Here is a 22688-nt window from a genome sequence, read left to right on the forward strand (position 1 = left end):
GGAGGGTGTCATGCAGGCACGACGCAAGGTGTACGTCGAGGGGGCCCGGCTGGACGTCCGGGTGCCGTTCGCCGAGGTGACGCTGACCGGGGACAACCCGCCGGTGCGCCTCTACGACACCTCCGGACCGGGCTCCGACCCGGAGGTGGGGCTGCCGCCGCTGCGCGGTCCCTGGATCGCCGAGCGCGGCGACGTCGCTCCCGTGCGGGGCGCGGGCACGCCGCTCGCCGGCGCGGACGGACGCCGGCCCACGCAGCTGGCGTACGCCCGGGCGGGCATCGTGACGCCGGAGATGGAGTTCGTGGCCGTCCGGGAGGGCGTCGCGCCGGAGTTCGTCCGCGACGAGATCGCCGCCGGGCGGGCGGTGCTCCCGCTCAACGTCAATCACCCGGAGTGCGAGCCGGCCATCATCGGCAAGGCGTTCCTGGTGAAGGTCAACGCCAACATCGGCACGTCGGCCGTCAGCTCGTCCATCGCCGAGGAGGTGGAGAAGCTGACCTGGGCGACCCGGTGGGGCGCGGACACGGTGATGGACCTGTCGACCGGCAAACGCATCCACGAGACCCGCGAGGCGATCGTGCGGAACTCGCCCGTGCCGATCGGCACCGTTCCGATCTACCAGGCGCTGGAGAAGGTCGGCGGCGACCCGGTGAAGCTCAGCTGGGAGGTGTTCCGGGAGACCGTCGTCGAGCAGGCCGAGCAGGGCGTGGACTACATGACCGTGCACGCCGGGGTGCTGCTGCCGTACGTGCCGATGGCCGTGGACCGGGTCACCGGGATCGTGTCGCGGGGCGGCTCGATCATGGCGGCCTGGTGCCTGGCGCACCACGAGGAGAACTTCCTCTACACGAACTTCGAGGAGCTCTGCGCGATCCTCGCGCGTTACGACGTGACCTTCTCCCTCGGTGACGGGCTGCGCCCGGGGTCCATCGCGGACGCCAACGACGAGGCACAGTTCGCCGAGCTGAAGACCCTCGGCGAGTTGACGAAGGTCGCCTGGGAGTACGACGTCCAGGTGATGATCGAGGGCCCGGGGCACGTGCCGATGCACAAGATCAAGGAGAACGTGGACCTCCAGCAGGAGTGGTGCCACGAGGCCCCCTTCTACACGCTCGGCCCGCTGACCACCGACATCGCGCCCGCGTACGACCACATCACGTCGGCCATCGGCGCCGCGATGATCGGCATGTTCGGCACCGCGATGCTCTGCTACGTCACCCCGAAGGAGCACCTGGGCCTGCCCGACCGGGACGACGTGAAGGCCGGCGTGATCGCGTACAAGATCGCTGCCCATGCCGCCGACCTGGCGAAGGGTCACCCGGGCGCCCAGGCGTGGGACGACGCGCTCTCCAAGGCGCGGTTCGAGTTCCGCTGGGAGGACCAGTTCAACCTGGCGCTCGACCCGGAGACCGCGCGGGCGTACCACGACGCGACGCTGCCCGCCGAGCCCGCCAAGACGGCGCACTTCTGCTCGATGTGCGGCCCGAAGTTCTGCTCCATGAAAATCACGCAGGAGTTGAAGGACTACGCCGCCCGCGGCATGCGGGACAAGTCGGAGGAGTTCGTGGCCGGCGGCGGTCGCGTGTACCTGCCGCTGGCCTGAGCCGGGCCCGTGGGCGTGGGGAGTGGTCGCTCAGTCGCGGTGGTGGCGGCCCGTCGAGCGCAGTGATCGGCGGCCGCTCTCCTGCTCCGGCTCGTTGTCCGCGAGTGGGCGACTCAACCCGGCGACCCAGTCCACGTACTCCTCGTCCTGCTCGGCCAGCGGCTCCGGCTCGGCGGGGCTGCTCTCCCCGTCGCTCCGGGCCCGGTTGCGCCGGAACAGCCCGAGCCGCCCCCGGCCCCGGCCGGCGGACTGCTCCGCCGCCGTCTCCGGCGGGGAAGCGGTCGCGGTGGCGTCGGCCTCGGGTGCGTCCGCATTCGTTGCCGACGAGGCGTCTGTCGGTGCGGCGTCTGTCGGTGCGGCGTCCGTCGGTGCGGCGTCCGCCGGTGCGGCGGGAGGCGGCGTCGTCTGGCGTGGCGTGGTGTGGCGAGGTGTGGTCGACGCGGGACCGGCGCGCCGGGCCGTGGCCAGGGCCTCCCAGTCGGTGGCCCGGTTCAGGTCGGGCAGCGGTGCCCGGTGCCGCGCCCGGGGCAGCGGCTCCACGTCCGGGGCCGTCGGCCCGGCCTGATCGGCCACCGGATTGCGGGCCGCCGGCCCGGACCGGTCGTCGCGGGCCGCCGCCTCGGCGACGCGTCCCGTGCCCACCGGTCCGTGACTCGTCGGCGTGCTCCGCGGTGGGACCGGCCAGGCGGGCGGGACCGGGCCGGCCGACGGCGTGTCGCTGCCGACTTCTGTGCTGCCGCTGTCGTCGCTCGCGCGGTCGGTGCCGGTCGCGCTGCCGGCGGTGGCGGCGGCGCTGGGGGCCGGCGCCGTGTCGTCGGACGCGGCCCGCGGCGCGACGGTCGGCTTCGCCGAGGCCCGGGCCTTACGCGGGCGGCGCGGCTTCGGCGTCGCCGACGGATCCGCCGCCGTGCCTTCTTGCGGTTCTGCCGGTCCGGCGGTGGACTCTGCCGGGGCTCCGTCGCCGGCGGCCGGGGCAGCGCTGGTCTTCTCCGCGGCCTGGCCGGCCGTGGCCGCCGGGCTCGGCGCAACCCGTCCGCCGTGCCCGCCGTCCTCGGTGCGTCGCCCCTGCTCGCGGCCCGTCTCGTCGGGAAGCGCCGAGGGAGTTGAGGACGATGACTGCGCGGCATGATTATGCCGCTCCGTCATCGCGCTCATTCCGATCTCAGTGTCGGCCGGCTCGGCAGGGGCGCCGGTGGCGGAAACACCGGAGACGGAGACAGCGGCTGGACCGAGACCGGCATCGGAGCCGGTGGAAGGAGCGGACGCCGCGCCGTCGCGCTCCGTGCTGTCACTGTCCTCGGGCGCGCGTTCCGGGCCGGCAACTGACCTGTCGCTGCGGGCGAGGGCCGGCGCATCGCCGGGGCCGGCAGCGTCCAGGTGGGTCGATGTGGGTGCGGACGTCGCGGATGTGGGTGTCGCCGGCGCGGCCCCGGTGGTGGGTGGGCGGTCGCCGGTGGGAGCGGATTGCGCGTCGCGTGCGGACGGGATGGCCGAGCCGAGCGTGGACTCGACCGTCAGCGGCGCGCCGCCGCTCGCCGGCCAGTCCCAGTGCGCCGGCGCGTTCCGGACGGCGGAGCCGTCGGAGGCGGGGTCACCGGCGACCGGATCGGGCGTACGGCTGGAGGTGGAGTGGTCGTCGTGGGCCGGGCCGCCGGTGGGCACGCGGCCGGGGAGCGGGACGTCGTCGGCGGTCGGCGCCCGGCCTGAAGGCCGTGCCGGGGCGGCGGAACCGGACGGCAGCGCCGGTCCGGCGGGCAGCGGGCGCAGGATGGCGCTCGGCTCGATCGCGGGTGCGCCCGTGGACCCGGTGGCCAGGGTGTGGAGCGGCCAGCGCAGCAGGGTGGCGGCGGCCGCGCCGAGCGCGCCGGCGGCGACCGCGATCAGCGCGGCGTAGTAGGGCGTGGTCTGGTATCGGTTGACCGCGTCACCGGGGCCGGCGGTCAGGTAGGCGAACGCCACCAGCACCGGGCCGGCGACGCCGGTCGCTCCGCTGACCAGCGGGACGTGACCGCGCCAGCGGGCCAGCGCGGCGCTGGCCGCGCCGGCGAGCAGCCCGATCGTGGGCAGCAGCAACAGCGACAGCCGCTGCGCGGCGTCCGAGGCGAGCCAGGTCGGTTCCAGCACCCCGAGGCGTACGGCGCGCAGCGGCCCGGCCGCGCCGACCGACGGCAGCGCGGACACCAGAGCGAGGAGCCAGATCGCGCCGGCCACCGCGGCGACGTTCCACCCCAGCGGCGGATTGAGCAGGACGGCGATCGCCGCACCCGCCCCGACGATCGCGCCGAGGACGGCGCAGATGCCGACCGCGAAGACCGGGTCGACGGAGACCAGCTCCGCGGCACGAGCCGGCTGCATGCACAGCGGCGCGACGGCCGTGGCGCCCAGCGCGGCGGCGGCGCCGACGGCCAGGTGCCGGCCGGTGGTGGCGGGCAGCGCGTCCCGCCGGGCGAGGCGCCCGGTGAGGACCGCGCCCGCCACGGCGGCGTTCGCCGCGAACCAGCCCACCCACACGAGCTGGGCGGGCCACTGGTTGACGGTCGCGCCGGTGAAGGCGCCGGTGAGCCGGACGATGCCGAAGCCGTACGCGATGCCCAGCTGACCGGCCCCGGCCAGCACGCTCACCCCGAGCGCCGTGAGCAGCAATCTGCCCCAGGTCCGAAAGGCCATGTCCGGCACGTTACGCACCAGGTACGCCGGATCGCCACCGGCGCGCCGCGCGCCGCGCCGGCCCTGACCGGCCGGTCTACTTGAGTTCGACCAGGCGGGCCACGTATGTCGTGTCCCCGACGTTGGTCAGCATGTGCACCGCGCCCGGGTCCCGGTAGACCACGCCCCCGGTCGGTTCGTCCGCGTCGATGCGGGTGCCGTCGACCGTCTGCACCACGTTCTTCGCGCCCTCGATCGCCACCACCAGGTACGGGTGGTCGTGCCGGTGCAGCGGCTGCCGCTCACCCGGCTCCAGCCGGATGTGCCACACCCGGACCCGGTCGTTCTCGTACACGATCTCCTGGCCCACCGGCCCGAGCTCCAGGCCCTCGGTCAGGTCCGTCACGTCGGTCATCGTTCTCCGTCCAGCTGGGGGAGCACGTCGCTCGCGATCAGCTCCAGGTGGTCCAGGTCGGCGAGCTCGATCAGGCGCAGGTGCACCCGGGTGGCGCCGATCGCCGCGAACTGCCCGATCCGCTCCACGAGCTGGGCGGGTGAGCCGACCACCGGGTCCTCCGGCGGCAGCGCGCTCGCCACGTGCAGCGGTGCGGCCCGCCGCTGGGCCTCGGCGTCGGTGCGGCCGATCGCCACCACGATCCCGGCGGACAGCACCAGCGGCGGTCGACCGGACTCGGCGCGGCCGACCCGGTCGCAGGCCTCCCGCACCCGCTCGTACGCCTCGGCGGTCTCCGCCACCGACTTGAACGGCATGTTGAACTCGTCGGCGTGGCGGGCGGCCAGCTCCGGCGTCCGCTTCGGACCGCGGCCGCCCACGATGATCGGCGGGCCGGGCACCTGCACCGGCTTCGGCAGCGCGGGAGCGTCCACCAGCCGGTAGTGGTCGCCGGTGAAGGTGAAGGACTCGCCGACCGGCGTACGCCAGAGACCCGTTATCACCTCGAGCTGCTCGGCCAGCCGGTCGAAGCGCTCGCCGACCCGGGGGAACGGGATGCCGTAGGAGGTGTGCTCGCGCTCGAACCAGCCGGCGCCGATGCCCAGCTCGACCCGGCCGCCGCTCATCTGGTCGACCTGCGCCACCATCACCGCGAGCGGACCGGGCAGTCGGAAGGTCGCCGAGGTGACCAGCGTGCCGAGCCGGATGCGGCTGGTCTCCCGGGCCAGCGCGGCCAGCGTCAACCAGGCGTCGGTCGGCCCCGGCAGGCCCGGGTCGGCGCCCATCGACTGGTAGTGGTCGGCCCGGAGGAAGCCCTCGAACCCGGTCTCCTCGACGAGCCGGGCGAAGCGGAGCTGGTCGTCGTAGCTGGCGCCCCGGTGCGGCTCGGTGAAGACCGACACCCGCATGCTCATCGTCCCTCCGCGCCGGCGCCCGCCGGCTCCTCACGTTCCATCAGCAACTCGTGCAGGTCGGCGCTGACCCGCGCCACGTCCGCCAGGTGCGCGTTGCGGCCGAGTGTGCGCGGGCGGGGGATCTCCACCTCGACGACCTTGCGGATCCGGCCCGGTCGTGGGCTGAGCACGACCACCCGGTCGGCGAGCAGCACCGCCTCGTCGATCGAGTGGGTGACGAACACGACGGTGGCGCCGTTCTCCATGTGCACCCGCTGGAGCTCACCGGAGAGCTCCTCGCGGGTGAGCGCGTCCAGCGCGGAGAACGGCTCGTCCATCAGCATCACGCGGGGCTCGCCGATCAGCGACCGGCAGAGCGAGACGCGCTGCTGCATGCCGCCGGACAGCTCGTGCGGCAGGCGCTTCTCGAACCCGGCCAGACCGGCGAGGTCGAGCAGTTGGCGCGCGCGTTCGCGGTACTTCGACCGGCTCCAGCCGAAGATCTCGACCGGGAGCAGCACGTTGTCGAGCACCGTGCGCCACGGCAGCAGCGCCGGCCGCTGGAACAGCATGGCGATGTCCCGGCGGGGCTTCGAGACGGGCGTACCGGCGACGGTGATGTCGCCGCTGGTGACCGGCAGCAGCCCGGCGACCAGCCGGAGCAGGGTGGACTTGCCGCAGCCGGAGCGGCCGAGAACCGCCACGAACTCGCCCTCGGCGACGTCGAGGTCGATGCCCCGCAGCGCCTCGACCCGGCCCGATCGGCCGTCGAACGTACGGGACACACCGGACAGTCGGATCATCTCCGGCCGGCCTCCACTGAGCGGGGGGTCAGGAATCCGACACACACTATCCGGCTCGTGCCCGTAACGCACCGTCCGGGGTCGTCGTCGTTTTGTTTCCGTTCCGCAACCCGACACGCCTGGCGTCGCAAAGGTGAGGTTCTCGTACGCTGTGCCCGCGAAGAGTCCCCTCACGACGGTGGTGCCGGCCTGCCCCCTTGCGCCGGCCCCCTGACAAACCCCCTCCGGCGGGCCTGCCGCCCCCGGTCGGAAAGGACATGGTGCACTGATGAGAAGGCTGACCCGTACGGTCGCCGCGGCCGCCCTGGCCACCGCCCTCGCTTTCGTCGCCGGTTGCAGCGGTGACTCGGATTCCGACAAGGACGCCGCGGGCGGCGCCGGCGGCACCCTGGAGAAGGTGACCTACCTCACCTCCTTCGGCAACTTCGGCCGTGACTCCTACGCCTGGGTGGCGAAGGAGAAGGGCTTCTTCAAGGACGCCGGCTTCGACGTCGAGATCAAGGCCGGTCAGGGCACCGGCGGTGTGATCCAGACGATCGTCGGCGGCCAGGCCGACTTCGGCCCGATCGACCTGACCGGTGGCCTGCTCCAGCTCGGCAACGGCCAGGCGAAGGACTTCATCGCGGTGGCCGCGATCCAGCAGCGCACCATGGCGGGCATCGCCACGCTGGAGGGCAAGGGCATCGCCTCGCCGAAGGACCTGGAGGGCAAGAAGCTCGCGGACACCCCCGGGTCGGTGGTCCGCAACCTCTTCCCGACGTACGCGCGGATGGCCGGCATCGACGCCGGCAAGGTGACCTGGGTCAACGGTGAGGCGCAGACGCTGATCGGCACGCTGGCCTCCGGCCAGGTCGACGGCATCGGGCAGTTCGTCGTGGGTCAGCCCACCATCGAGTCGGTGGCCAAGGGCAAGAAGGCCGTCATGCTGCCGTACAGCAACGTGATGCAGGACCTCTACGGCAACGTGCTCATCACCTCGGCGAAGTACGCCAAGGAGAAGCCGGAGATGGTGAAGAAGTTCACCGCGGCGCTGATGAAGGGTCTGGAGTACAGCCTGACCAACCCGCAGGAGGCGGCGGAGATCCTGAAGAAGAACGTGGACGCCACCAACCCCGCGGCGGCCGCGGCCGAGCTGCAGCTGATGGCCGGCTACGTCCGGTCCAGCAACTCCGGCACCCAGCTGGGCACCCTGGACAGCGGCCGGGTGGCGAAGAGCATCGCCATCCTCCAGGGCGCCGGCGCCCTGAAGCAGAACATCACGCCCGACCAGATCATCGACTTCAACCTCGTGCCGAAGGCCTGATCGCCGGTCACCCCGGGGTGCGTTCCGCCGGCCGACGGCGGGGCGCACCCCGGCTGCGTGCCGGTCACCCGGGCCGGCGGATCCGAAGGAGGAACCATGACCGAGGTCCGCTCGGCGGAGCCGGCGACCGAACCGACACCGGTGGAGGGGGCGCCGGCCGCGCGCGTACGACGCTCGGCGGGGCTGCGGGCCGGTGCGGGCGCGGGCCTGCTGCCCGCGGTCGGCCTGCTGGTCGCGCTCGCGGTGTGGTGGTTGGTCGCCCGGCTGGAGCTGGTGCACCCGGCGGCGCTGCCGCCACCGGCGGACGTGCTGACCGCGTTCGTCGACAAGCCGGCCCGGATGCTGGAGCACACGGGCGACACCACCCTGGAGATCCTGATCGGCTTCGCGCTCTCCGCGGTGGCCGGCATCCTGATCGGACTGTCGCTCGCGTCGTCCCGCACGGTGGAGCGGATGTTCACGCCGCTGCTCGTCGCGGTCAACGCGGTGCCCAAGATCACATTGGGCCCACTGTTGGTGGTCGCGCTCGGCTGGGGTCAGCGGCCGATCCTCACGATGGTCTTCCTGCTCTGCTTCTTCCCGATCGTGCTCTCCACCGCGACGGGGCTGACCACCACTCCGGCGGACCTGGCCGAGCTGGTCCGCTCCTGGAACGCGTCCCGCTGGCAGGCGTTCCGCAAGGTGCGCTTCCCGGCCGCGCTGCCGCAGATCTTCGTCGGGCTCAAGGTGGCGATGCCGCTGGCCGCGATCGGTGCGGTGATCGGTGAGTTCCAGGCCGGCGAGGGTGGTCTCGGCTACGTCATCCAGCAGTACGCCGGCGTCGGCGACACCGCCACCGCCTGGGCGGCGATCATGCTGGTGGCGCTGGTCAGCATCCTGCTCTACAGCGCGCTGGTGCTGGCCGAACGCCTGGCCCTTCCCTGGGTCCGCGAAACAACGAGCAGCCGCTGACCCGGTAAAACGCCGCGATCTCGCAGTTTCCGCCCCGACGAACCGGGCGTTCCCGACGCCCTGGGGGCACGAACTGCAAGATCGCGGCGTTTTCTGTTGGGGGGGCGGGTTAGCCGGCTAGGCGCCAGCGGCCGTTGCGGGCCACCAGGGTGGTCAGCGCCTGGGGCATCAGGCCGCTGTGGTTGTCGGGGGTCATCCGGATCGGTCCGGAGAGCCCGTCCAGCTGGGAGGTCTCCAGCACGTCGCGGATGCCGTCCCGGTTGACCCCGCCGTCCGGGCCGCTGGCCCGCAGCTCGGCGTCGGCGATGAGCTGGACGGCGTCCGCGGCGAACGACGAGGCGCCGTTGTAGCCGCCGAAGCGTGCCGTGTAGTCCTGGAACCACTGCCGCCGGGCCGCCTTGGCCGGGGTGGTGGCGATCACGTCGTCGATCACCATGGTCTGGGTGAAGACCAGGGTCGCCCGCTCGGTGGCCCGGGCCGCCGAACCCAGGAACAGGTCACCGGCCGCCCCGGCGTCGAAGTAGAGCGACCCGGTGTAGCTGGCCTGCTGGGCGGCGGTGGCGGCCAGCGAGGCCTGCTCCGGCGGGGTCCAGACGATCAGCGCGTCCGGCTTGCCGACGATGGCGGTGCGGACGGGCTGGCTGACGTCCGTGTCGGTGATCCGCACCGACGCCTCACGCGGCGGCCGGATGCCGGCGTTGGCGAACTCGCGGCGCAGCGCGGCCAGGCCCTCCCGGCCGTAGTCGTCGTCGCTGTAGACCACTCCGACCTTGCGGACGCCCTTGCGGCGCAGTTCGCTGGTGAGGGCGCTGGCGCCGTCGGCGGCGTTGGGGCCGAGCCGGAACACGTACCGCCGATCGGCCACCGGGCTGGTCACCGCGTCGGCGGCGGCGAGCGCGATGGTCGGGATCTTCTTCTCGTTGATCGTCCCCACCGCGCCGATGGCGCACGCGTTGCAGCCGCCCATGATGATCGCGCTGACCCGGTCGTTCTTGCTGAAGTCGCCGATGTTGCGCAGCGATTCGCTGGCGTCGGACCGGTTGTCCTTCACGTCCAGCTCGATCCGCCGGCCGTTCAACGCGCCCGAGGCGTTCAGCTGGTCGACCTTCAGCTTGAGCGCGCGCTGGTACGCCTGCCCGACCGGGGCGGCCGCGCCGGAGAGTTCGAGGTCCGCGGCGATCACGATCGGACTCGCCGCCTCGTCCGCCGCGCCGAACTGGCAGCCGGTGAGGGTGCCGGCCAGTACGACGGAAGCAACCGCCGCGATGGTCGTGGAGCGGATGGAGCTCAAAGTCGTCCTCCAGGTGCGGGCGCGGGCGCTGCCCGGTCACCGCCGCTAGTCCGTCCTCAGTGGAGAGACGGGAACAGTCTGCCGTACGGTGTGCGCGAAGCCTGCAAAACCTTGCCAACGGCGGGCGTCGCGGTCAAGCGGGCAGGTGTGGTCGTTTCGGGACGGTCATCCCACATGCTGGGGTCACACGATGTTTGCAAACGGTCACGCTGCACGCACGAGTGACCACTCTGGAGTTACGTGCCCAGTTCACGGGCTTGCGGAAATGAAGGTGTCAGTTGACCGGAAGACGGGATCCGTGCCGTCCGACCGTTTCCTGCCCCGCTGCGCCTTCCCAAACAGGACCTTCTCTGATGAAATCGCGGCCGTGCCGCGCGTGCCGCCGCCCACCGCGTCCGGCACCGTTCGGCGGGCCAGGCGTGGAAGATACGACGGAGGCGATGTCGTGAGCAGCGGACCGACGGCCCTGCCCGAAACCCGCGCGAAGGCCCGGCGCAGTCCTCGCCGGCTGTTCCGGCTCCGGGACGCCCGGATCCGGTCGAAACTGGCGCTGATCCTGGTGGTGCCCGTCGCGGCGGTCATCGCGCTGGCGACCGTCCGGCTCATCTCCGTCGGCGAGGGCGCCTACGAGGCGAGCCAGGCGCGGTCGCTGACCGCGCTCTCCATCGACGTGTCCGCGCTCACCCAGGACCTGCACGCCGAGCGGATGGCCGCGGCGGCGTACCTGGCCCTGCCGCAGCAGCCGGCCGACGCGTACAACCTGCGGGTGCGCCGGACCGACGAGCGAATCGCGGAGTACCGCGCGGAGCGGGCCCGGGTCGGTGAGGTCCCGGCCGCGGTCGCGGACCGGTTGACCGCCATCGACGACCACCTGGACACGCTGGGCGGCACCCGGCAGGAGGTGACGGACCGCCGGCAGATGGCTGTCGCCGAGGCGGTGCTGCGGTACGGCGTCATCCTCGCCGACCTGGTCTCCTACGGCGACGGCCTCGCCCAGTTGCCCGGCGGCGAGAGCCTCTCGGACAGCCGGCGCGCGGTCGCCGCGTTCGCCCGCGCGAAGTCGTCCGTCGCCGAGGAGGAGGCGGTGGCCTTCACCGCCCTCAGCGCCGGGCAGCTCGACGAGGAGCAGTTCTCCTCGTTCGTGGCCACGCTGACCAGCCAGCAGGAGGCGCTGCTCGCCTTCTCGCTGGCCGCCGCCCCGGGGCAGCGTGCCCTGGTGAACAGCACCGTCTCCGGTGACGCCGTCGGCCTCGCCGACCGCGTCGCGGCCGACATCACCCGGTCCGTCGGGCAGCGCCCGCTGGTCAGCGCGCAGGACGCCACCGCCGCCATCGGCGCGGTCAACGACCTCATGCGCTGGGCCGAGATCCAGCTGGAGAACCAGCTGTACGCGCAGACCGACCAGGCCCGATCGGACGTGATCCGGCAGGCCGTCGTCGAGTCGCTGCTGGTGCTGCTGACCCTGCTCATCGCGGTGTCGCTCGCCGTGGTGCTGGCCCGCTCGCTCAACGACTCGCTGCGCCGGCTCCGCGAGGGCGCGCTCTCGGTGGCGAACCACGACCTGCCGGACGCGGTGCAGCGGCTGCAGACCATGAGCAGCGTCGCCGAGGGCGGCGTGGACGAGATCGTCCGGCAGGTGCGTGACCCGATCAACCTGCCCAACCGGGACGAGGTCGGCCAGGTCGCCTCCGCCTTCAACGTCGTGCACCGGGAGGCGGTCCGGGTCGCCGCCGAGCAGGCCGCGCTGCGTACCAGCGTCTCGGCGATGTTCCTCAACCTCGCTCGGCGCAGTCAGACCCTGGTCGACCGGATGATCGGCGAGCTGGACGCGATCGAGCGCGGCGAGGAGGACCCGAAGCGGCTGGCCCAGCTCTTCGAGCTGGACCACCTGGCCACCCGGATGCGCCGCAACGACGAGAACCTGCTGGTCCTCGCCGGCGCCGACTCGGCCGTGCCGCGTCGCGACGACGCGTTGCTGGTGGACGTGCTGCGCGCCGCACAGTCCGAGGTGGAGCTCTACAACCGCATCGAGTTCGGCACGGTGGACACCGACATCTCGGTCGCCGCGCACGCGGTCAACGACGTGGTCCGGCTCGTCGCCGAACTGCTCGACAACGCCACCCGCTTCTCGCCGCCCAACACCACGGTCGTGGCCGACGGTCGGCGGATCCGCGACTACGTCCTGATCCAGATCGAGGACCGTGGGCTCGGGCTGAGCGACGAGCAGCTCGACTCCCTGAACCGGCGGCTGGCCGCCCCGCCGACCGTGGACGTCGCGGCGTTCCGGCTGATGGGCCTCGCCGTGGTGAGCCGGCTCGCCTCCCGCTACGGCATCCGGGTGGAGCTGCGCCGCAACGTCGAGGGCGGCACGGTCGCGCAGATCACGCTGCCCAACTCCACCGTGGTGCTGCCCGCCCACCGAGGCCGCGACCAGGCGCTCACCCGGCCGCGTCAGCCGCTGGCGGCCGAGTCGGCCCCGCTCGCCCCGGTCGCCCTCGCGGAGCCGCGTACCGGGCTCACCTCGGCTCGGACGCTGACCGACCAGTGGCGCACCAGCACCCCGGCCCCGGCCCCGTGGCAGCCGCCGGTCGAGGCGCGCGACAGTGCGCCGACCGTGTCGGCCGGCGGCCCCACTGGGACGCTTCCGACCGTCTCGGCCACCGGCGCGCTGCCGACCGTGCCGGCCGCGGCGCCGCCACCGGCCGCGCCGCCGACCCGGCCGGCGTACGACTCCGGTCTCGGCCGGTCGACCGGCCATCCGACGCTCGCCCCGCTGCCGCGCCGCGGGTCCACGGCCGACCCGTCCGCCGCCTCGGGGCTGCCGCTGGGTCCGGTCGCCGGTGGCCTGTCGACCACTCCGTCGGCGCCGCCCGCCCCGCCGCTCGCCCCGACGACGCCGATCGCGGCCCGCCCGGAGCCGGCGGCCGAGGCGCCCATCTTCCGGGAGATGGAGGCGGTCTGGTTCCGGTCCCACGGCGACGACGCGACCGCCATCTTCGCCCGGCCCCGGTTCGACGACCCCGCCCCGGGCACGCCCGTCCCGGCCACCACTGGACCGGTCGCGCCGGCCACCCCCGCGCCGGCCGCTTCGACCAGCACCCCGCTGCCCACCCGCTCTCCCGGGAGCGGTGGCACGGGGACCCCGCCGCAGGCGCCGCCGCCGTCGTACACTCCGCCGGCGAGCACGCCCGGCGCGGCGCCCGCGGCCGACGCGGACGCCTGGCGGACGGCGGCCGACGAGGGCTGGTCGCGTGCCAGCCGCGCCGCCGAGCCGGCCAGCGGCGGCACCACCCGCTCGGGCCTGCCCAAGCGGGTACCGCAGGCGCAGCTCGTGCCGGGCGGCATCGAGCCGCGCGGCGGCCGGGGGCCCAGCCGGCGCACCCCGGATGAAGTACGTGGCCTGTTGTCGGCCTACCACCGCGGCGTCCAGCGCGGGCGGACGGCCGGAACGGACCAGATCCGCACCTCGACCAAGGAGACCCGATGAACAGGCCAGCGGCCATGCAGGACATGGGTTGGCTGCTCACCAACTTCGCCGACAGCGTGGCGGGGATCGCCCACGTGGTGGCGGTGTCCGCCGACGGGCTGCTGCTCGCCTCGTCCCGGGACCTTCCCGGGGACCGGGCGGACCAGCTCGCCGCGATCACCTCCGGCGTGGTGAGCCTGACCGAGGGCGCCGCCCGGATGTTCAGCGCCGGCGGTGTGTTGCAGACCGTCATCGAGATGGACAGCGGCTACCTCTTCCTGATGTCCATCAGCGACGGGTCCTCGATGGCCGTGCTGGCCGCGCGCAGCTGCGACGTGGGCCAGGTCGGATACGAGATGGCGCTGCTCGTCGAGCGGGTGGGTGCGGCACTGGTGCCGCTGCCCCGGGACGCGGTGCGTTCGTAACCGGGCGCGGCACGCCCGCCGCGCATCGACCACGTACGGGGGAGCCCGGGGCAGACCGGCCTCGGGGAGTGGAGAGGAGGTGATCGCGGATGGACCAGCGGCGTGACCCGAGAGGTGCGCTCGTACGTCCGTACGCGGTCACCCGCGGCCGCACCGAACCACGGCAGGACATCGCTCTGGAGGCGGTCCTGATGGCCTCCCCGACCCAGGTGGCCGAGTCCCGGTTCGCCGGGCATGACAAGTACCGCATCGCCACCGTCTGCGAGGGCCGAGCGCAGTCGCTGGCGGAGATCGCCGCTTACACCCGGATGCCGCTCGGCGTCGCCCGGGTGCTGGTCGCCGACATGGTGGCCGAGGGCCTGCTGACGCTACACACTGCCGCTCCGGCCGAGGGGTTCGAGGAGCGTATGGAAATGCTGGGAAGGGTGCTAAGTGGACTTCGCAGGCTATGACCCCGCCGCCGGGCGGCAGAGCCGCGGGATCGTCTCCGCCAAGATCGTGGTCGCGGGTGGGTTCGGCGTCGGCAAGACGACGCTGGTCGGCTCGATCTCCGAGATCACACCGCTGACCACCGAGGCGGTGATGACCGCGGCCGGCGTCGGCATCGACGATCCGTCCAAGGTGCCGGGCAAGGAGACCACGACGGTCGCCATGGACTTCGGCCGTATCACGATGGCCGAGGACCTGATCCTCTACCTCTTCGGCACCCCCGGCCAGACGCGCTTCTGGTTCATGTGGGACGAGATCATCCGGGGCGCGGTCGGTGCCGCCGTCCTGGTGGACACCCGCCGGATCACCGACGCCTTCGCGCCGCTGGACTACTTCGAGAACCGCAAGCTGCCGTACGTGGTCGCGCTGAACGCCTTCGACGGGGCGCCGCAGTACGAGCTGGCGGAGGTACGCGAGGCGTTGGCCATCTCGCCCCAGGTGCCGCTGGTGATGACGGACGCCCGGCACCGGGACTCGGTCAAGCAGGTGCTGGTGACCGTCGTGGAGCACGCCATGGCGCGGCTGCAGGCGGAGCACGGCCGGGGGTACGCGACCCCGGTGGGCTGACACCGTCCCGGCCGGTCGTCTCCGGCGCCTCCCGCTCGGGTGGCGCCGGGTCTGCCGATCTCGGGCGGGTCGCCGGCCGTTGCGCCTGCCCGGGCGGCTGTCGTCCCGGCTCCGCGCACCGACATCGCGGCTCAGTCGACGCGCAGGCGGTAGCCCCGCTTGACGACGGTCTGCACCACGCGGGGGGCGCGCAGGCCGGCGCGGAGCCGGGCCACCGCCATCTCCACCGCGTGCTCGTCGGCGCCGCGCGGCAGCGTACGCAGCAGCGCGGTGCGGGACAGCACCCGGCCGGGGGACTGGGCGAGGGCCCGCAGCACCGCCATCGGCGCCGGCGCGAGTGGGCGCAACTCCCCGTCGATCACGGCGGCGTGCCCGCGCAGCGTGAGCAGGTGTCCGGCCGCCTTGCAGCTGATGGTCCGGCGGGGCAGCTCGTCGACGATGGTGCGGGCCAGCGCCCCGAGCCGGGCCCGGCCCGGCGTGGTGACCGGCACGCCGCGCCGCACCAGCGGCTCGGCGGTGACCGGCCCGACGCAGCAGGCGAGCACGTCGGAGCGGAGCGCGTCGAGCACCGCCTCGGTGCGGTCGCCGGCCGCCCGCAGCAGCGCCTCCGCCGCCGGCGCCGAGGTGAACGTGACCGCGTCGACCAACCGGCCGGCGATGAGGTCGATGAGCCGGTGCAGCGGCGCCGGGTCGGTCGGCGGCGCCCACCGGTAGACCGGCACCTCGATCACCGTGGCGCCGGCCTCCTCCAGCGCCAGCGTGCACTCCGGCTGCCGCTCGCCGTGCAGCTGCATCGCGATGACCTGGCCGGCCACCCCGCGCCGGCGCAGGTGGTCGACCACCTCGTCGCAGCTCTCCGAGACCGGTGACCACTCGTCGTGCAGCCCGGCGGCGCGGATCGCCCCGCGTGCCTTCGGCCCGCGCGCCACCACGTACGCCTCGGCCAGCACCGAGCGCAGCGGTTCGGCGAGCCCCCAGCCCTCGGCGGCCTCCAGCCAGCCCCGCATACCGATGCCGGTGTTCGCCATCAGGATGTCCGGCGGCTGGTCCAGGCAGGCGCGGGTCGCCTCGCGCAGCTCTGTGTCGTCGGCCAGCGGCACGATCCGCAGCGCCGGCGCGAGCACCACCCGGGCGCCGCGCCGCTGGAGCAGCGCGGCCAGTTCGTCGCGTCGCCGGTCGGCGGTCACGCCGATGGTGAAGCCGGCCAGTTCCTCCCGCATCACCCCTCCTGTCGCAGCCGCACCTCGACCTGGCCACCCCGGCAGCGCACCTCGTGTCGGAGCACGGCCACCCCCGGCAGGTCGAGGCACCGCCCGGTGCGCAGGTCGTACACCTGCTTGTGCAGCGGCGAGGCGACGGTCGGCACCTCGCCCCGGCTGCCCACGATCCCGCGGGACAGCACGTACGCGCCGGTCACCGGGTCGCGGTTGTCGACGGCGAACAGCCCGTCCACGGTCCGGAAGACGGCCACCTGCACGCCGTCGACCAGGGCGGCGACGCCCCGGTCGGGCTCCAGCCGGTCCAGTGGGCAGACCGCCGTCCAGGCCGGCGCGGTCATCGCGGCACCGCCGGCAGGCCCAGCACGACCGGTTGCCGCTGCCCGGTCGCGGCGCCGTCCGGCCCGCCGCGTACCGGCACCGGCTGCCCGCGCTCCTGGGTGAACCGGATCGACGGGTCGGGCACCTCGGGGGCGTTGACGAAAGAGGCGAAGCGGCGCATTCGGTCCGGGTCGTCGAGCACGTCGCGCCACTCGTCCGAGTAGGACGCCACGTGCCGGGCCATCGCCGCGTCCAGGTCGGCGCAGAGGCCGAGCGAGTCGTCGACGATCACCGCGCGCAGGTGGTCGAGGCCCCCGTCCATCGCCTCGATCCAGGCGGCGGTGCGTTGCAGCCGGTCGGCGGTGCGGATGTAGAACATCAGGAACCGGTCCACGTAGCGGACCAGCTCCTCGGTGCTCAGGTCGGTGGCGAAGAGGTCGGCGTGCCGGGGGCGGAAGCCGCCGTTGCCCCCGACGTAGAGGTTCCAGCCGGTCTCGGTGGCGATGACGCCGAAGTCCTTGCCGCGCGCCTCGGCGCACTCCCGGGCGCAGCCGGAGACCGCGGACTTGATCTTGTGGGGGGCGCGCAGCCCCCGGTACCGCAGCTCCAGCGCCACGGCCAGGCCGACCGAGTCCTGCACTCCGTACCGGCACCAGGTGGACCCGACGCACGACTTGACCGTACGCAGCGCCTTCCCGTACGCGTGGCCGGACTCGAAGCCGGCGTCCACCAGCCGCCGCCAGATCTGGGGCAGCTGCTCGACCCGGGCGCCGAACAGGTCGATCCGCTGACCGCCGGTGATCTTCGTGTAGAGCTGGAAGTCCCGGGCCACCTCCCCGATGACGATCAGCTTCTCCGGGGTGATCTCGCCGCCCGGGATCCGGGGCACGACCGAGTAGCTGCCGTCGCGTTGCAGGTTGGCCAGGAAGTGGTCGTTGGTGTCCTGGAGGGACGCCTGCTCGCCGTCCAGCACGTGGCCGGTGCCGAGCGAGGCGAGGATCGAGGCGACCACCGGCTTGCAGATGTCGCAGCCGCGACCCCGCCCGTGCTCGGCGACGAGGCGGGAGAAGGTGCGGATGCCGCGCACCCGGACGATCTCGAAGAGCTCCTGACGGCTGGCGTCGAAGTGCTCGCAGAGCGCGCGGGACTGCGTCACCCCGGCGGCGTCCAGCAGCTGCTTGAGCATCGGCACGCAGGAGCCGCAGCTCGTCCCGGCCCGGGTGCACGCCTTCAACGCCGGCACGTCCGCACAGCCGTCGGCGATGGCCGCGTCGATGTCGCCTCGGGTGACCGCGTTGCAGGAGCACACCTGCGCGGCGGCGGGCAGGGTGCCCGCTCCCGCCCCGCCCCCGTCGGGTGCGAGCAACGCCAGCGGGGGCGCCGGCAGCGGCCCGCCGACGCTGGCCCGCAGCGTCGGGTACGCGGCGGCGTCACCCACCAGCACGCCGCCGAGCAGGGTCGTCGCGTCGTCGGAGAGGACCAGCTTCGCGTAGACCCGGGTGGCCGGGTCGGTGAAGGTGACGTCGAGAGAGCCCTCGGTGCTGCCGTGCGCGTCGCCGAACGAGGCCACGTCCACCCCGAGCAGCTTCAACTTGGTGGCCGTGTCCGCGCCCGGAAAGGTCGCCGAGCCGCCGACCAGCCGGTCGGCCACCACCTCGGCCATCGCGTACCCGGGGGCGACCAGGCCGTGGCACGTCCCGTCCACCGCCGCGCACTCGCCGACCGCCCAGATCCGCTCGTCCGCGCTGCGGCAGGCCGCGTCCACCAGCACCCCGCCCCGCGGGCCGAGCGGCAGGCCGGCCGCCCGGGCCAGCTCGTCCCGGGGCCGGATGCCGGCCGCGACCACCACCACGTCGGCGTCGACCGAGGTGCCGTCGGCGAGTGCGAGCGCGGCGACCGCGCCGTCCGGCCCGGGCCGTACCGCCGTGGTGGCCACCCCGAGCCGGGTGGCGACACCCAGCTCCTCGACGTACCGGCGGAGCATCGCCCCGCCGGCGGTGTCCACCTGGACCGGCATGAGTCGGGGCGCGAACTCCACCACGCTGGTGGTCAGGCCGAGCAGCCGCAGCGCGTTCGCCGCCTCCAACCCCAGCAGCCCGCCGCCCACCACCGCGCCGGACCGCCGTCCCCGGGCGTACGCGCGGATCGCCGTCAGGTCGTCGAGCGTGCGGTAGACGAACACGCCGGGCAGGGTCGCGCCGTCCACCGGCGGCACGAAGGGGTACGAGCCGGTGGCCAGCACCACCGCGTCGTACGGGTACTCGCCGGCCGCCGTCCGGACCACCCGCCGCTGCCGGTCGATCGCCGTGGCCGGCTCACCGAGGCGCAGCTCGACGCCCTCGTGCGGGACGTGCAGGTTCAGCTCCTCGGCGGTCGCCCCGTCGAAGAACGCGGAGAGCCGCACCCGGTCGTACGCCGGCCGCCGCTCCTCGGCGAGCACGGTCACCCGCCAGGCCGCCCCGGGGTCGCGGGCCCGCAGCGCGTCGAGGAACCGCTGACCGACCATGCCGTTTCCGACGACCACCAGCCTGCCGCCGTTCATCGCGTCACCTCCACCGAGTCGGCTTCCCGGAGCCAGTCGACGATGCCGGCGACCGCGTCCCGGCAACTGCCGCAGCCGGTGCCGGCCCGGGTGGCCGCCACCACCGCGTCGACCGTGCGGGCCCCCGAGCGCCAGCAGCTCACCAGCGCCCCCTTGCTCACCGTGTTGCACTGGCACACCGTGGCCGCGTCCGGCATCAGCGCCGGGGACGCGGCGGCGGCCGGCACGCCCGTGCCGAGGGCCCGGCCGAGCAGCAGGGAGCGTCGGTCGGCCGGTACCGGCTGGCCCCGGTCGAAGAGTTGGATCACGGTGCCGACCGCCGGGTTGTCGCCGAGCAGGATGGCGCCGGTCAGCCGCTCGTCGTGGATGCGCAGCCGGGCGTACGTGCCCCGGGCCGGGTCGGTGAAGGTCAGCTCCTCACCGGGACCTCCCGGGGCCGGGTCACCCATCGCGGCGAGGTCGATGCCGGCCGCCTTGAGCCGGGTCACCACCGGCCGCGGCCGGTACCGGGCGAGCGGGTCCGCGCCGCTCAGCACCTGCGCCACCACGCGTGCCTGCGCCCACGCGGGGGTCACCAGCCCGGTCGACGTCCCGTCGTGCTCGGCACAGTCGCCGATCGCCGAGATCCGCCGGTCACTGGTGCGCAGGCGGTCGTCGACGACCACGCCCCGGCGCACGGCGAGACCGGCCGCCGCGGCGAGCGCGGTGTCCGGGCGTACGCCGCAGGAGAGCACCAGCAGGTCGGCGGTGAGGGACCGGCCGTCGGCCAGGTCGAGGCGTACGCCGTCGGCGTCGGCGGCCAGCCCGGTCGCCGGTACCGCCAGGTGGGTCATCACCCCGAGCCCGGCCAGCGTGCCGGCCAGCATCGCGGCGCCGGTCGGGTCGAGTTGCCGTTCCATGAGGTGCGGCACCGGGTGCACCACGCCGACCTCCAACCCGCGGGCGGCGAGCCCACGGGCCGCCTCCAACCCGAGCAGCCCGCCGCCGAGGACCAGTGCCCGGCGCGCCCGTGCCGCGAGGGTCAGGATCCGTCGACAGTCGGCCAGCGTGCGGAACGGCACCACCCGCTCCGGTAGGGCGGCCGGGTCCAGCCCGGGCAGCGGCGGCACCACCGGTCGGCTGCCGGTGGCGAGCACCAGGTGGTCGTAGTCGATCTGGTCGCCGTCGTCGGTCCGTACCCGCCGGCCGGCGCGGTCGATCGCGGTCACCGTGGCGCCGGTCCGCAGGTCCACGCCCTGGCCCGCGGCCTCGGTCAGCTCCACGTCGGACTCGTCGACCTTCCCGGCGAGGAGGGTGGAGAGCATGATCCGGTTGTACGCCCGGTGCGGCTCGGCCCCCAGCACGGTGACCTTCCGGTCCCCGCCGCGCGCCAGCAGCTCGGACGCCAGTCGAGCCCCCGCCATCCCGTTTCCGACGATCACCACGCGTTCGGTCATGCCTTCTCCACCCGTACCGCGCAGATCTTGAACTCGGGCATCCCGGAGATCGGGTCGACGGCGTCGTTGGTGACCGAGTTGGCCCGGGCCGGGCCGCCCCAGTGGAACGGCGCGAAGACCGTGTCGGGCCGGATCGTCGGGCTGAGCCGGGCCGGTGCCCGCAGCTCGCCCCGGCGGGAGACCACCCGGACCGGCTCGCCGTCGGCCACGCCGAGCCGGGCGGCCAGGTCCGGGTGCAGCTCCACGAACGCGTCCGGGGCGGCCCGGCGCAGCGCGGCCACCCGGCGGGTCTGGGTGCCGGACTGGTACTGGGCCAGCACCCTGCCGGTGGTGAAGTGCAGCGGATAGTCCGAACTGACCTCCTCGGCCGCCGGCCGGTGCTCCACGGGATGGAACCGCGCCCGCCCGTCCGGGGTGGGGAAGCGGTCGGCGAAGAGCCGGGGACTGTCCGGGCCGTCCACAGTGGGGCAGGGCCAGAAGACACCGTCCGCGGCGTCGATCCGCTCCCAGGTGATTCCCGCGTAGTCGGCGACGCCGCCGGCCGAGGCGCGGCGCAGCTCCGCGAACACCCGGCGCGGATCCGCCGTCTCGCCGTCCGCCGTCTCGCCGTCCGCCGGCTCGTCGGTCCGCCGCGGGTCCGGCGTCGGCCGCAGGCGGGCGGTGAGGTCGGCGAGGATGGCGAGGTCGGTCCGGACGCCGGGTGGCGGCGGGCGCAGCGCGCGGCGGCGCAACACCCGTCCCTCCAGGTTGGTCATCGTGCCGTCCTCCTCCGCCCACTGGGCGGCGGGCAGCACCACGTCGGCCAGGGCGGCCGTCTCGGACAGCAGGAGGTCGGCGACGACCAGCAGGTCGAGGTCGCGCAGCCGGCGTTCGATCCGGGCCGCCCGGGGCGCGGAGACCACCGGGTTCGAGCCGAAGACCAGCAGCGCGCGGGGTCCGCCCGGCGTGCCGAGGGCGTCCAGCAACTGGTAGGCGGGGACTCCCGGCCCGGGCAGCGTGTCGGGTGGCACGCCCCAGACCTCGGCGACGTGCGTCCGGGCCGCCGGATCGTCGATCCGTCGGTAGCCGGGCAACTGGTCGGCCTTCTGCCCGTGCTCCCGACCGCCCTGGCCGTTGCCCTGCCCGGTGAGGCAGCCGTATCCGGAGCCGGGCCGCCCGGGCAGGCCGAGGGCGAGCGCCAGGTTCACGAACGCGGTAACCGTGTCCACTCCCTTGGCGTGCTGTTCGGCGCCGCGAGCGGTGAGGATGATGGCGCGCTCCGCCGTGCCCAGCGCCCGGGCAGTGGCCTCCAGGTCGGCCACCGGCACGCCGGAGAGCTGCTCCGCCCGCGCCGGCCACCAGCCGGCCACGGTCCGGCGCACGGCGTCGAAGCCGTCGGTCCGCTCCGCGACGTACGCCCGGTCGACCCAGCCCTCGGTGAGGGCGATGTGCAGCAGCGCGTTGGCCACCGCGAGGTCGGTGCCGGGCAACGGCTGCAGGTGTAGGTCGGCCTGCCGGGCGGTGGCGGTGGCCCGAGGGTCGACGACGATCAGCCGGCCACCGCGCTGGCGTTGCTCGGTCAGCCAGCGCACCAGCGGCGGCATGGTCTCCGCCGGGTTCGCGCCGACCAGCAGCAGGGTGTCCGCCCGGCCCAGGTCGGCGAGCGGGAACGGCAGCCCTCGGTCGACACCGAAGGCGCGCAGGCCGGCCGCCGCCGCGGAGGACATGCAGAACCGTCCGTTGTAGTCGATGTGCCGGGTGCCGAGCGCGACCCGGGCGAACCGGCCGAGCGCGTACGCCTTCTCATTGGTGAGCCCGCCCCCGCCGAAGACGGCCACCGCGTCGCGGCCGTGCCCGGCCTGGACGGCGCGGAGGCCGGAGACGATCCGCGCCATGGCCGTCGACCAGGTGGCCGGACGCAGCTCGCCGCTGGCCGGGTCGCGCACCAGCGGGGTGGTCAGGCGGTCCGGATGGTCGAGCAGTTCGGCGGCGGTCCAGCCCTTCTGGCAGAGCCCGCCGCGGTTGGTGGGGAACTGCCGGGGGAGCACGGTTACCCGGCCGGCCTCCTCGCGCAGCAGCATGCCGCACTGGAGGGCGCAGTACGGGCAGTGCGTCGCGGTCTCCCGGGGCGTGCGCCCCGGTCGAGTCGCCGACCGTGCACCGTCTGTCATGTCGGCAAAGCGTGCCGCCGGGCGGTTTCCGGGCCGGGTCTCTCCTGTTTCGGTCCTGTCACGAGCGCCTCACACCGCACGGCGGTGACGCACCGGTTCGCAGCATCTAGAATATGGGACGATGTTCCTAC

The 22688-nt window shown here is 74.1% G+C and carries 17 protein-coding genes; 7 read left to right on the forward strand and 10 right to left on the reverse strand.

The annotated features are described in order from the left end of the window. Window positions 1-10 precede the first annotated feature (10 nt). Window positions 11-1603: a phosphomethylpyrimidine synthase ThiC gene (gene thiC, locus GA0070620_RS25685; RefSeq protein WP_091594991.1), complete on the forward strand. Its 1593-nt coding sequence runs from the start codon at window positions 11-13 to the stop codon at window positions 1601-1603. Between the two features lie 30 nt (window positions 1604-1633). Here the strand turns inward: thiC and GA0070620_RS25690 are convergent, their stop codons facing one another. The 4 genes from GA0070620_RS25690 to GA0070620_RS25705 all read right to left on the reverse strand — a co-directional run bounded on the left by GA0070620_RS25690 (window position 1634) and on the right by GA0070620_RS25705 (window position 6399). Further along, on the reverse strand, window positions 1634-4270 hold the full coding sequence (locus tag GA0070620_RS25690) for a hypothetical protein (RefSeq protein WP_091594993.1): 2637 nt from the start codon (window positions 4268-4270) through the stop codon (window positions 1634-1636). A gap of 76 nt (window positions 4271-4346) precedes the next feature. Continuing rightward, on the reverse strand, window positions 4347-4664 hold the full coding sequence (locus tag GA0070620_RS25695) for a cupin domain-containing protein (RefSeq protein ID WP_091594995.1): 318 nt from the start codon (window positions 4662-4664) through the stop codon (window positions 4347-4349). Next, window positions 4661-5611, reverse strand: a complete 951-nt coding sequence (locus GA0070620_RS25700; RefSeq protein WP_091594997.1) for an LLM class F420-dependent oxidoreductase — start codon at window positions 5609-5611, stop codon at window positions 4661-4663. Before GA0070620_RS25700 ends, GA0070620_RS25695 begins: the two co-directional genes overlap by 4 nt. 2 nt (window positions 5612-5613) lie before the next feature. Continuing rightward, entirely contained in the window at window positions 5614-6399 is a 786-nt protein-coding gene (locus GA0070620_RS25705; RefSeq protein ID WP_091594999.1) for an ABC transporter ATP-binding protein, read from the reverse strand. A 268-nt stretch (window positions 6400-6667) separates the two neighbouring features. Here GA0070620_RS25705 and GA0070620_RS25710 point away from each other — a divergent pair, with 268 nt between their 5' ends. Continuing rightward, a complete protein-coding gene (locus GA0070620_RS25710; protein ID WP_091595001.1) occupies window positions 6668-7702 on the forward strand; it encodes an ABC transporter substrate-binding protein in 1035 nt (344 codons plus the stop codon). Between the two features lie 96 nt (window positions 7703-7798). Then, entirely contained in the window at window positions 7799-8653 is an 855-nt protein-coding gene (locus tag GA0070620_RS25715; protein ID WP_091595003.1) for an ABC transporter permease, read from the forward strand. A gap of 109 nt (window positions 8654-8762) precedes the next feature. Here GA0070620_RS25715 and GA0070620_RS25720 read toward each other — a convergent pair whose 3' ends face one another. Further along, entirely contained in the window at window positions 8763-9944 is a 1182-nt protein-coding gene (locus tag GA0070620_RS25720; RefSeq protein WP_091595005.1) for an ABC transporter substrate-binding protein, read from the reverse strand. Window positions 9945-10389: 445 nt separating this feature from the next. Between GA0070620_RS25720 and GA0070620_RS25725 the strand changes: the two genes are divergently transcribed. The 4 genes from GA0070620_RS25725 to GA0070620_RS25740 all read left to right on the forward strand — a co-directional run bounded on the left by GA0070620_RS25725 (window position 10390) and on the right by GA0070620_RS25740 (window position 14891). Continuing rightward, window positions 10390-13431, forward strand: coding sequence for a sensor histidine kinase (locus tag GA0070620_RS25725; protein WP_091595007.1), 3042 nt, complete (start codon window positions 10390-10392; stop codon window positions 13429-13431). Next, the gene (locus tag GA0070620_RS25730) at window positions 13428-13835 is read left to right on the forward strand and encodes a roadblock/LC7 domain-containing protein (protein WP_007465177.1); all 408 of its coding nucleotides are present in this window, start codon (window positions 13428-13430) and stop codon (window positions 13833-13835) included. The genes GA0070620_RS25725 and GA0070620_RS25730 overlap by 4 nt, the downstream gene beginning before the upstream one ends. Window positions 13836-13924: 89 nt before the next feature. Beyond that, complete coding sequence (locus GA0070620_RS25735) at window positions 13925-14287, forward strand: DUF742 domain-containing protein (RefSeq protein ID WP_091595009.1); 363 nt, start codon at window positions 13925-13927, stop codon at window positions 14285-14287. After that, a complete protein-coding gene (locus tag GA0070620_RS25740; protein ID WP_091595011.1) occupies window positions 14268-14891 on the forward strand; it encodes a GTP-binding protein in 624 nt (207 codons plus the stop codon). Before GA0070620_RS25735 ends, GA0070620_RS25740 begins: the two co-directional genes overlap by 20 nt. Window positions 14892-15022: 131 nt before the next feature. Here the strand turns inward: GA0070620_RS25740 and GA0070620_RS25745 are convergent, their stop codons facing one another. Genes GA0070620_RS25745 through GA0070620_RS25765 form a run of 5 tightly spaced genes read right to left on the reverse strand, consistent with a single transcriptional unit; the run spans window position 15023 to window position 22467 of the window. After that, entirely contained in the window at window positions 15023-16111 is a 1089-nt protein-coding gene (locus tag GA0070620_RS25745) for a uroporphyrinogen-III synthase (protein WP_091595013.1), read from the reverse strand. Further along, window positions 16111-16449 (reverse strand): nitrite reductase small subunit NirD, encoded by a 339-nt coding sequence (gene nirD, locus GA0070620_RS25750; RefSeq protein WP_091595015.1) that lies wholly within the window; start codon window positions 16447-16449, stop codon window positions 16111-16113. The genes GA0070620_RS25745 and nirD overlap by 1 nt, the downstream gene beginning before the upstream one ends. After that, the gene (gene nirB / locus GA0070620_RS25755; RefSeq protein ID WP_091595017.1) at window positions 16446-18971 is read right to left on the reverse strand and encodes a nitrite reductase large subunit NirB; all 2526 of its coding nucleotides are present in this window, start codon (window positions 18969-18971) and stop codon (window positions 16446-16448) included. Before nirB ends, nirD begins: the two co-directional genes overlap by 4 nt. Further along, window positions 18968-20407: an FAD-dependent oxidoreductase gene (locus GA0070620_RS25760; protein WP_091595019.1), complete on the reverse strand. Its 1440-nt coding sequence runs from the start codon at window positions 20405-20407 to the stop codon at window positions 18968-18970. Before GA0070620_RS25760 ends, nirB begins: the two co-directional genes overlap by 4 nt. Further along, a complete protein-coding gene (locus tag GA0070620_RS25765; protein ID WP_231922476.1) occupies window positions 20404-22467 on the reverse strand; it encodes a molybdopterin oxidoreductase family protein in 2064 nt (687 codons plus the stop codon). The genes GA0070620_RS25760 and GA0070620_RS25765 overlap by 4 nt, the downstream gene beginning before the upstream one ends. Window positions 22468-22688 lie beyond the last annotated feature (221 nt).

Origin of the sequence: Micromonospora krabiensis, from assembly GCF_900091425.1 — a bacterium.
GTDB classification, from domain to species: Bacteria; Actinomycetota; Actinomycetes; order Mycobacteriales; family Micromonosporaceae; genus Micromonospora; species Micromonospora krabiensis.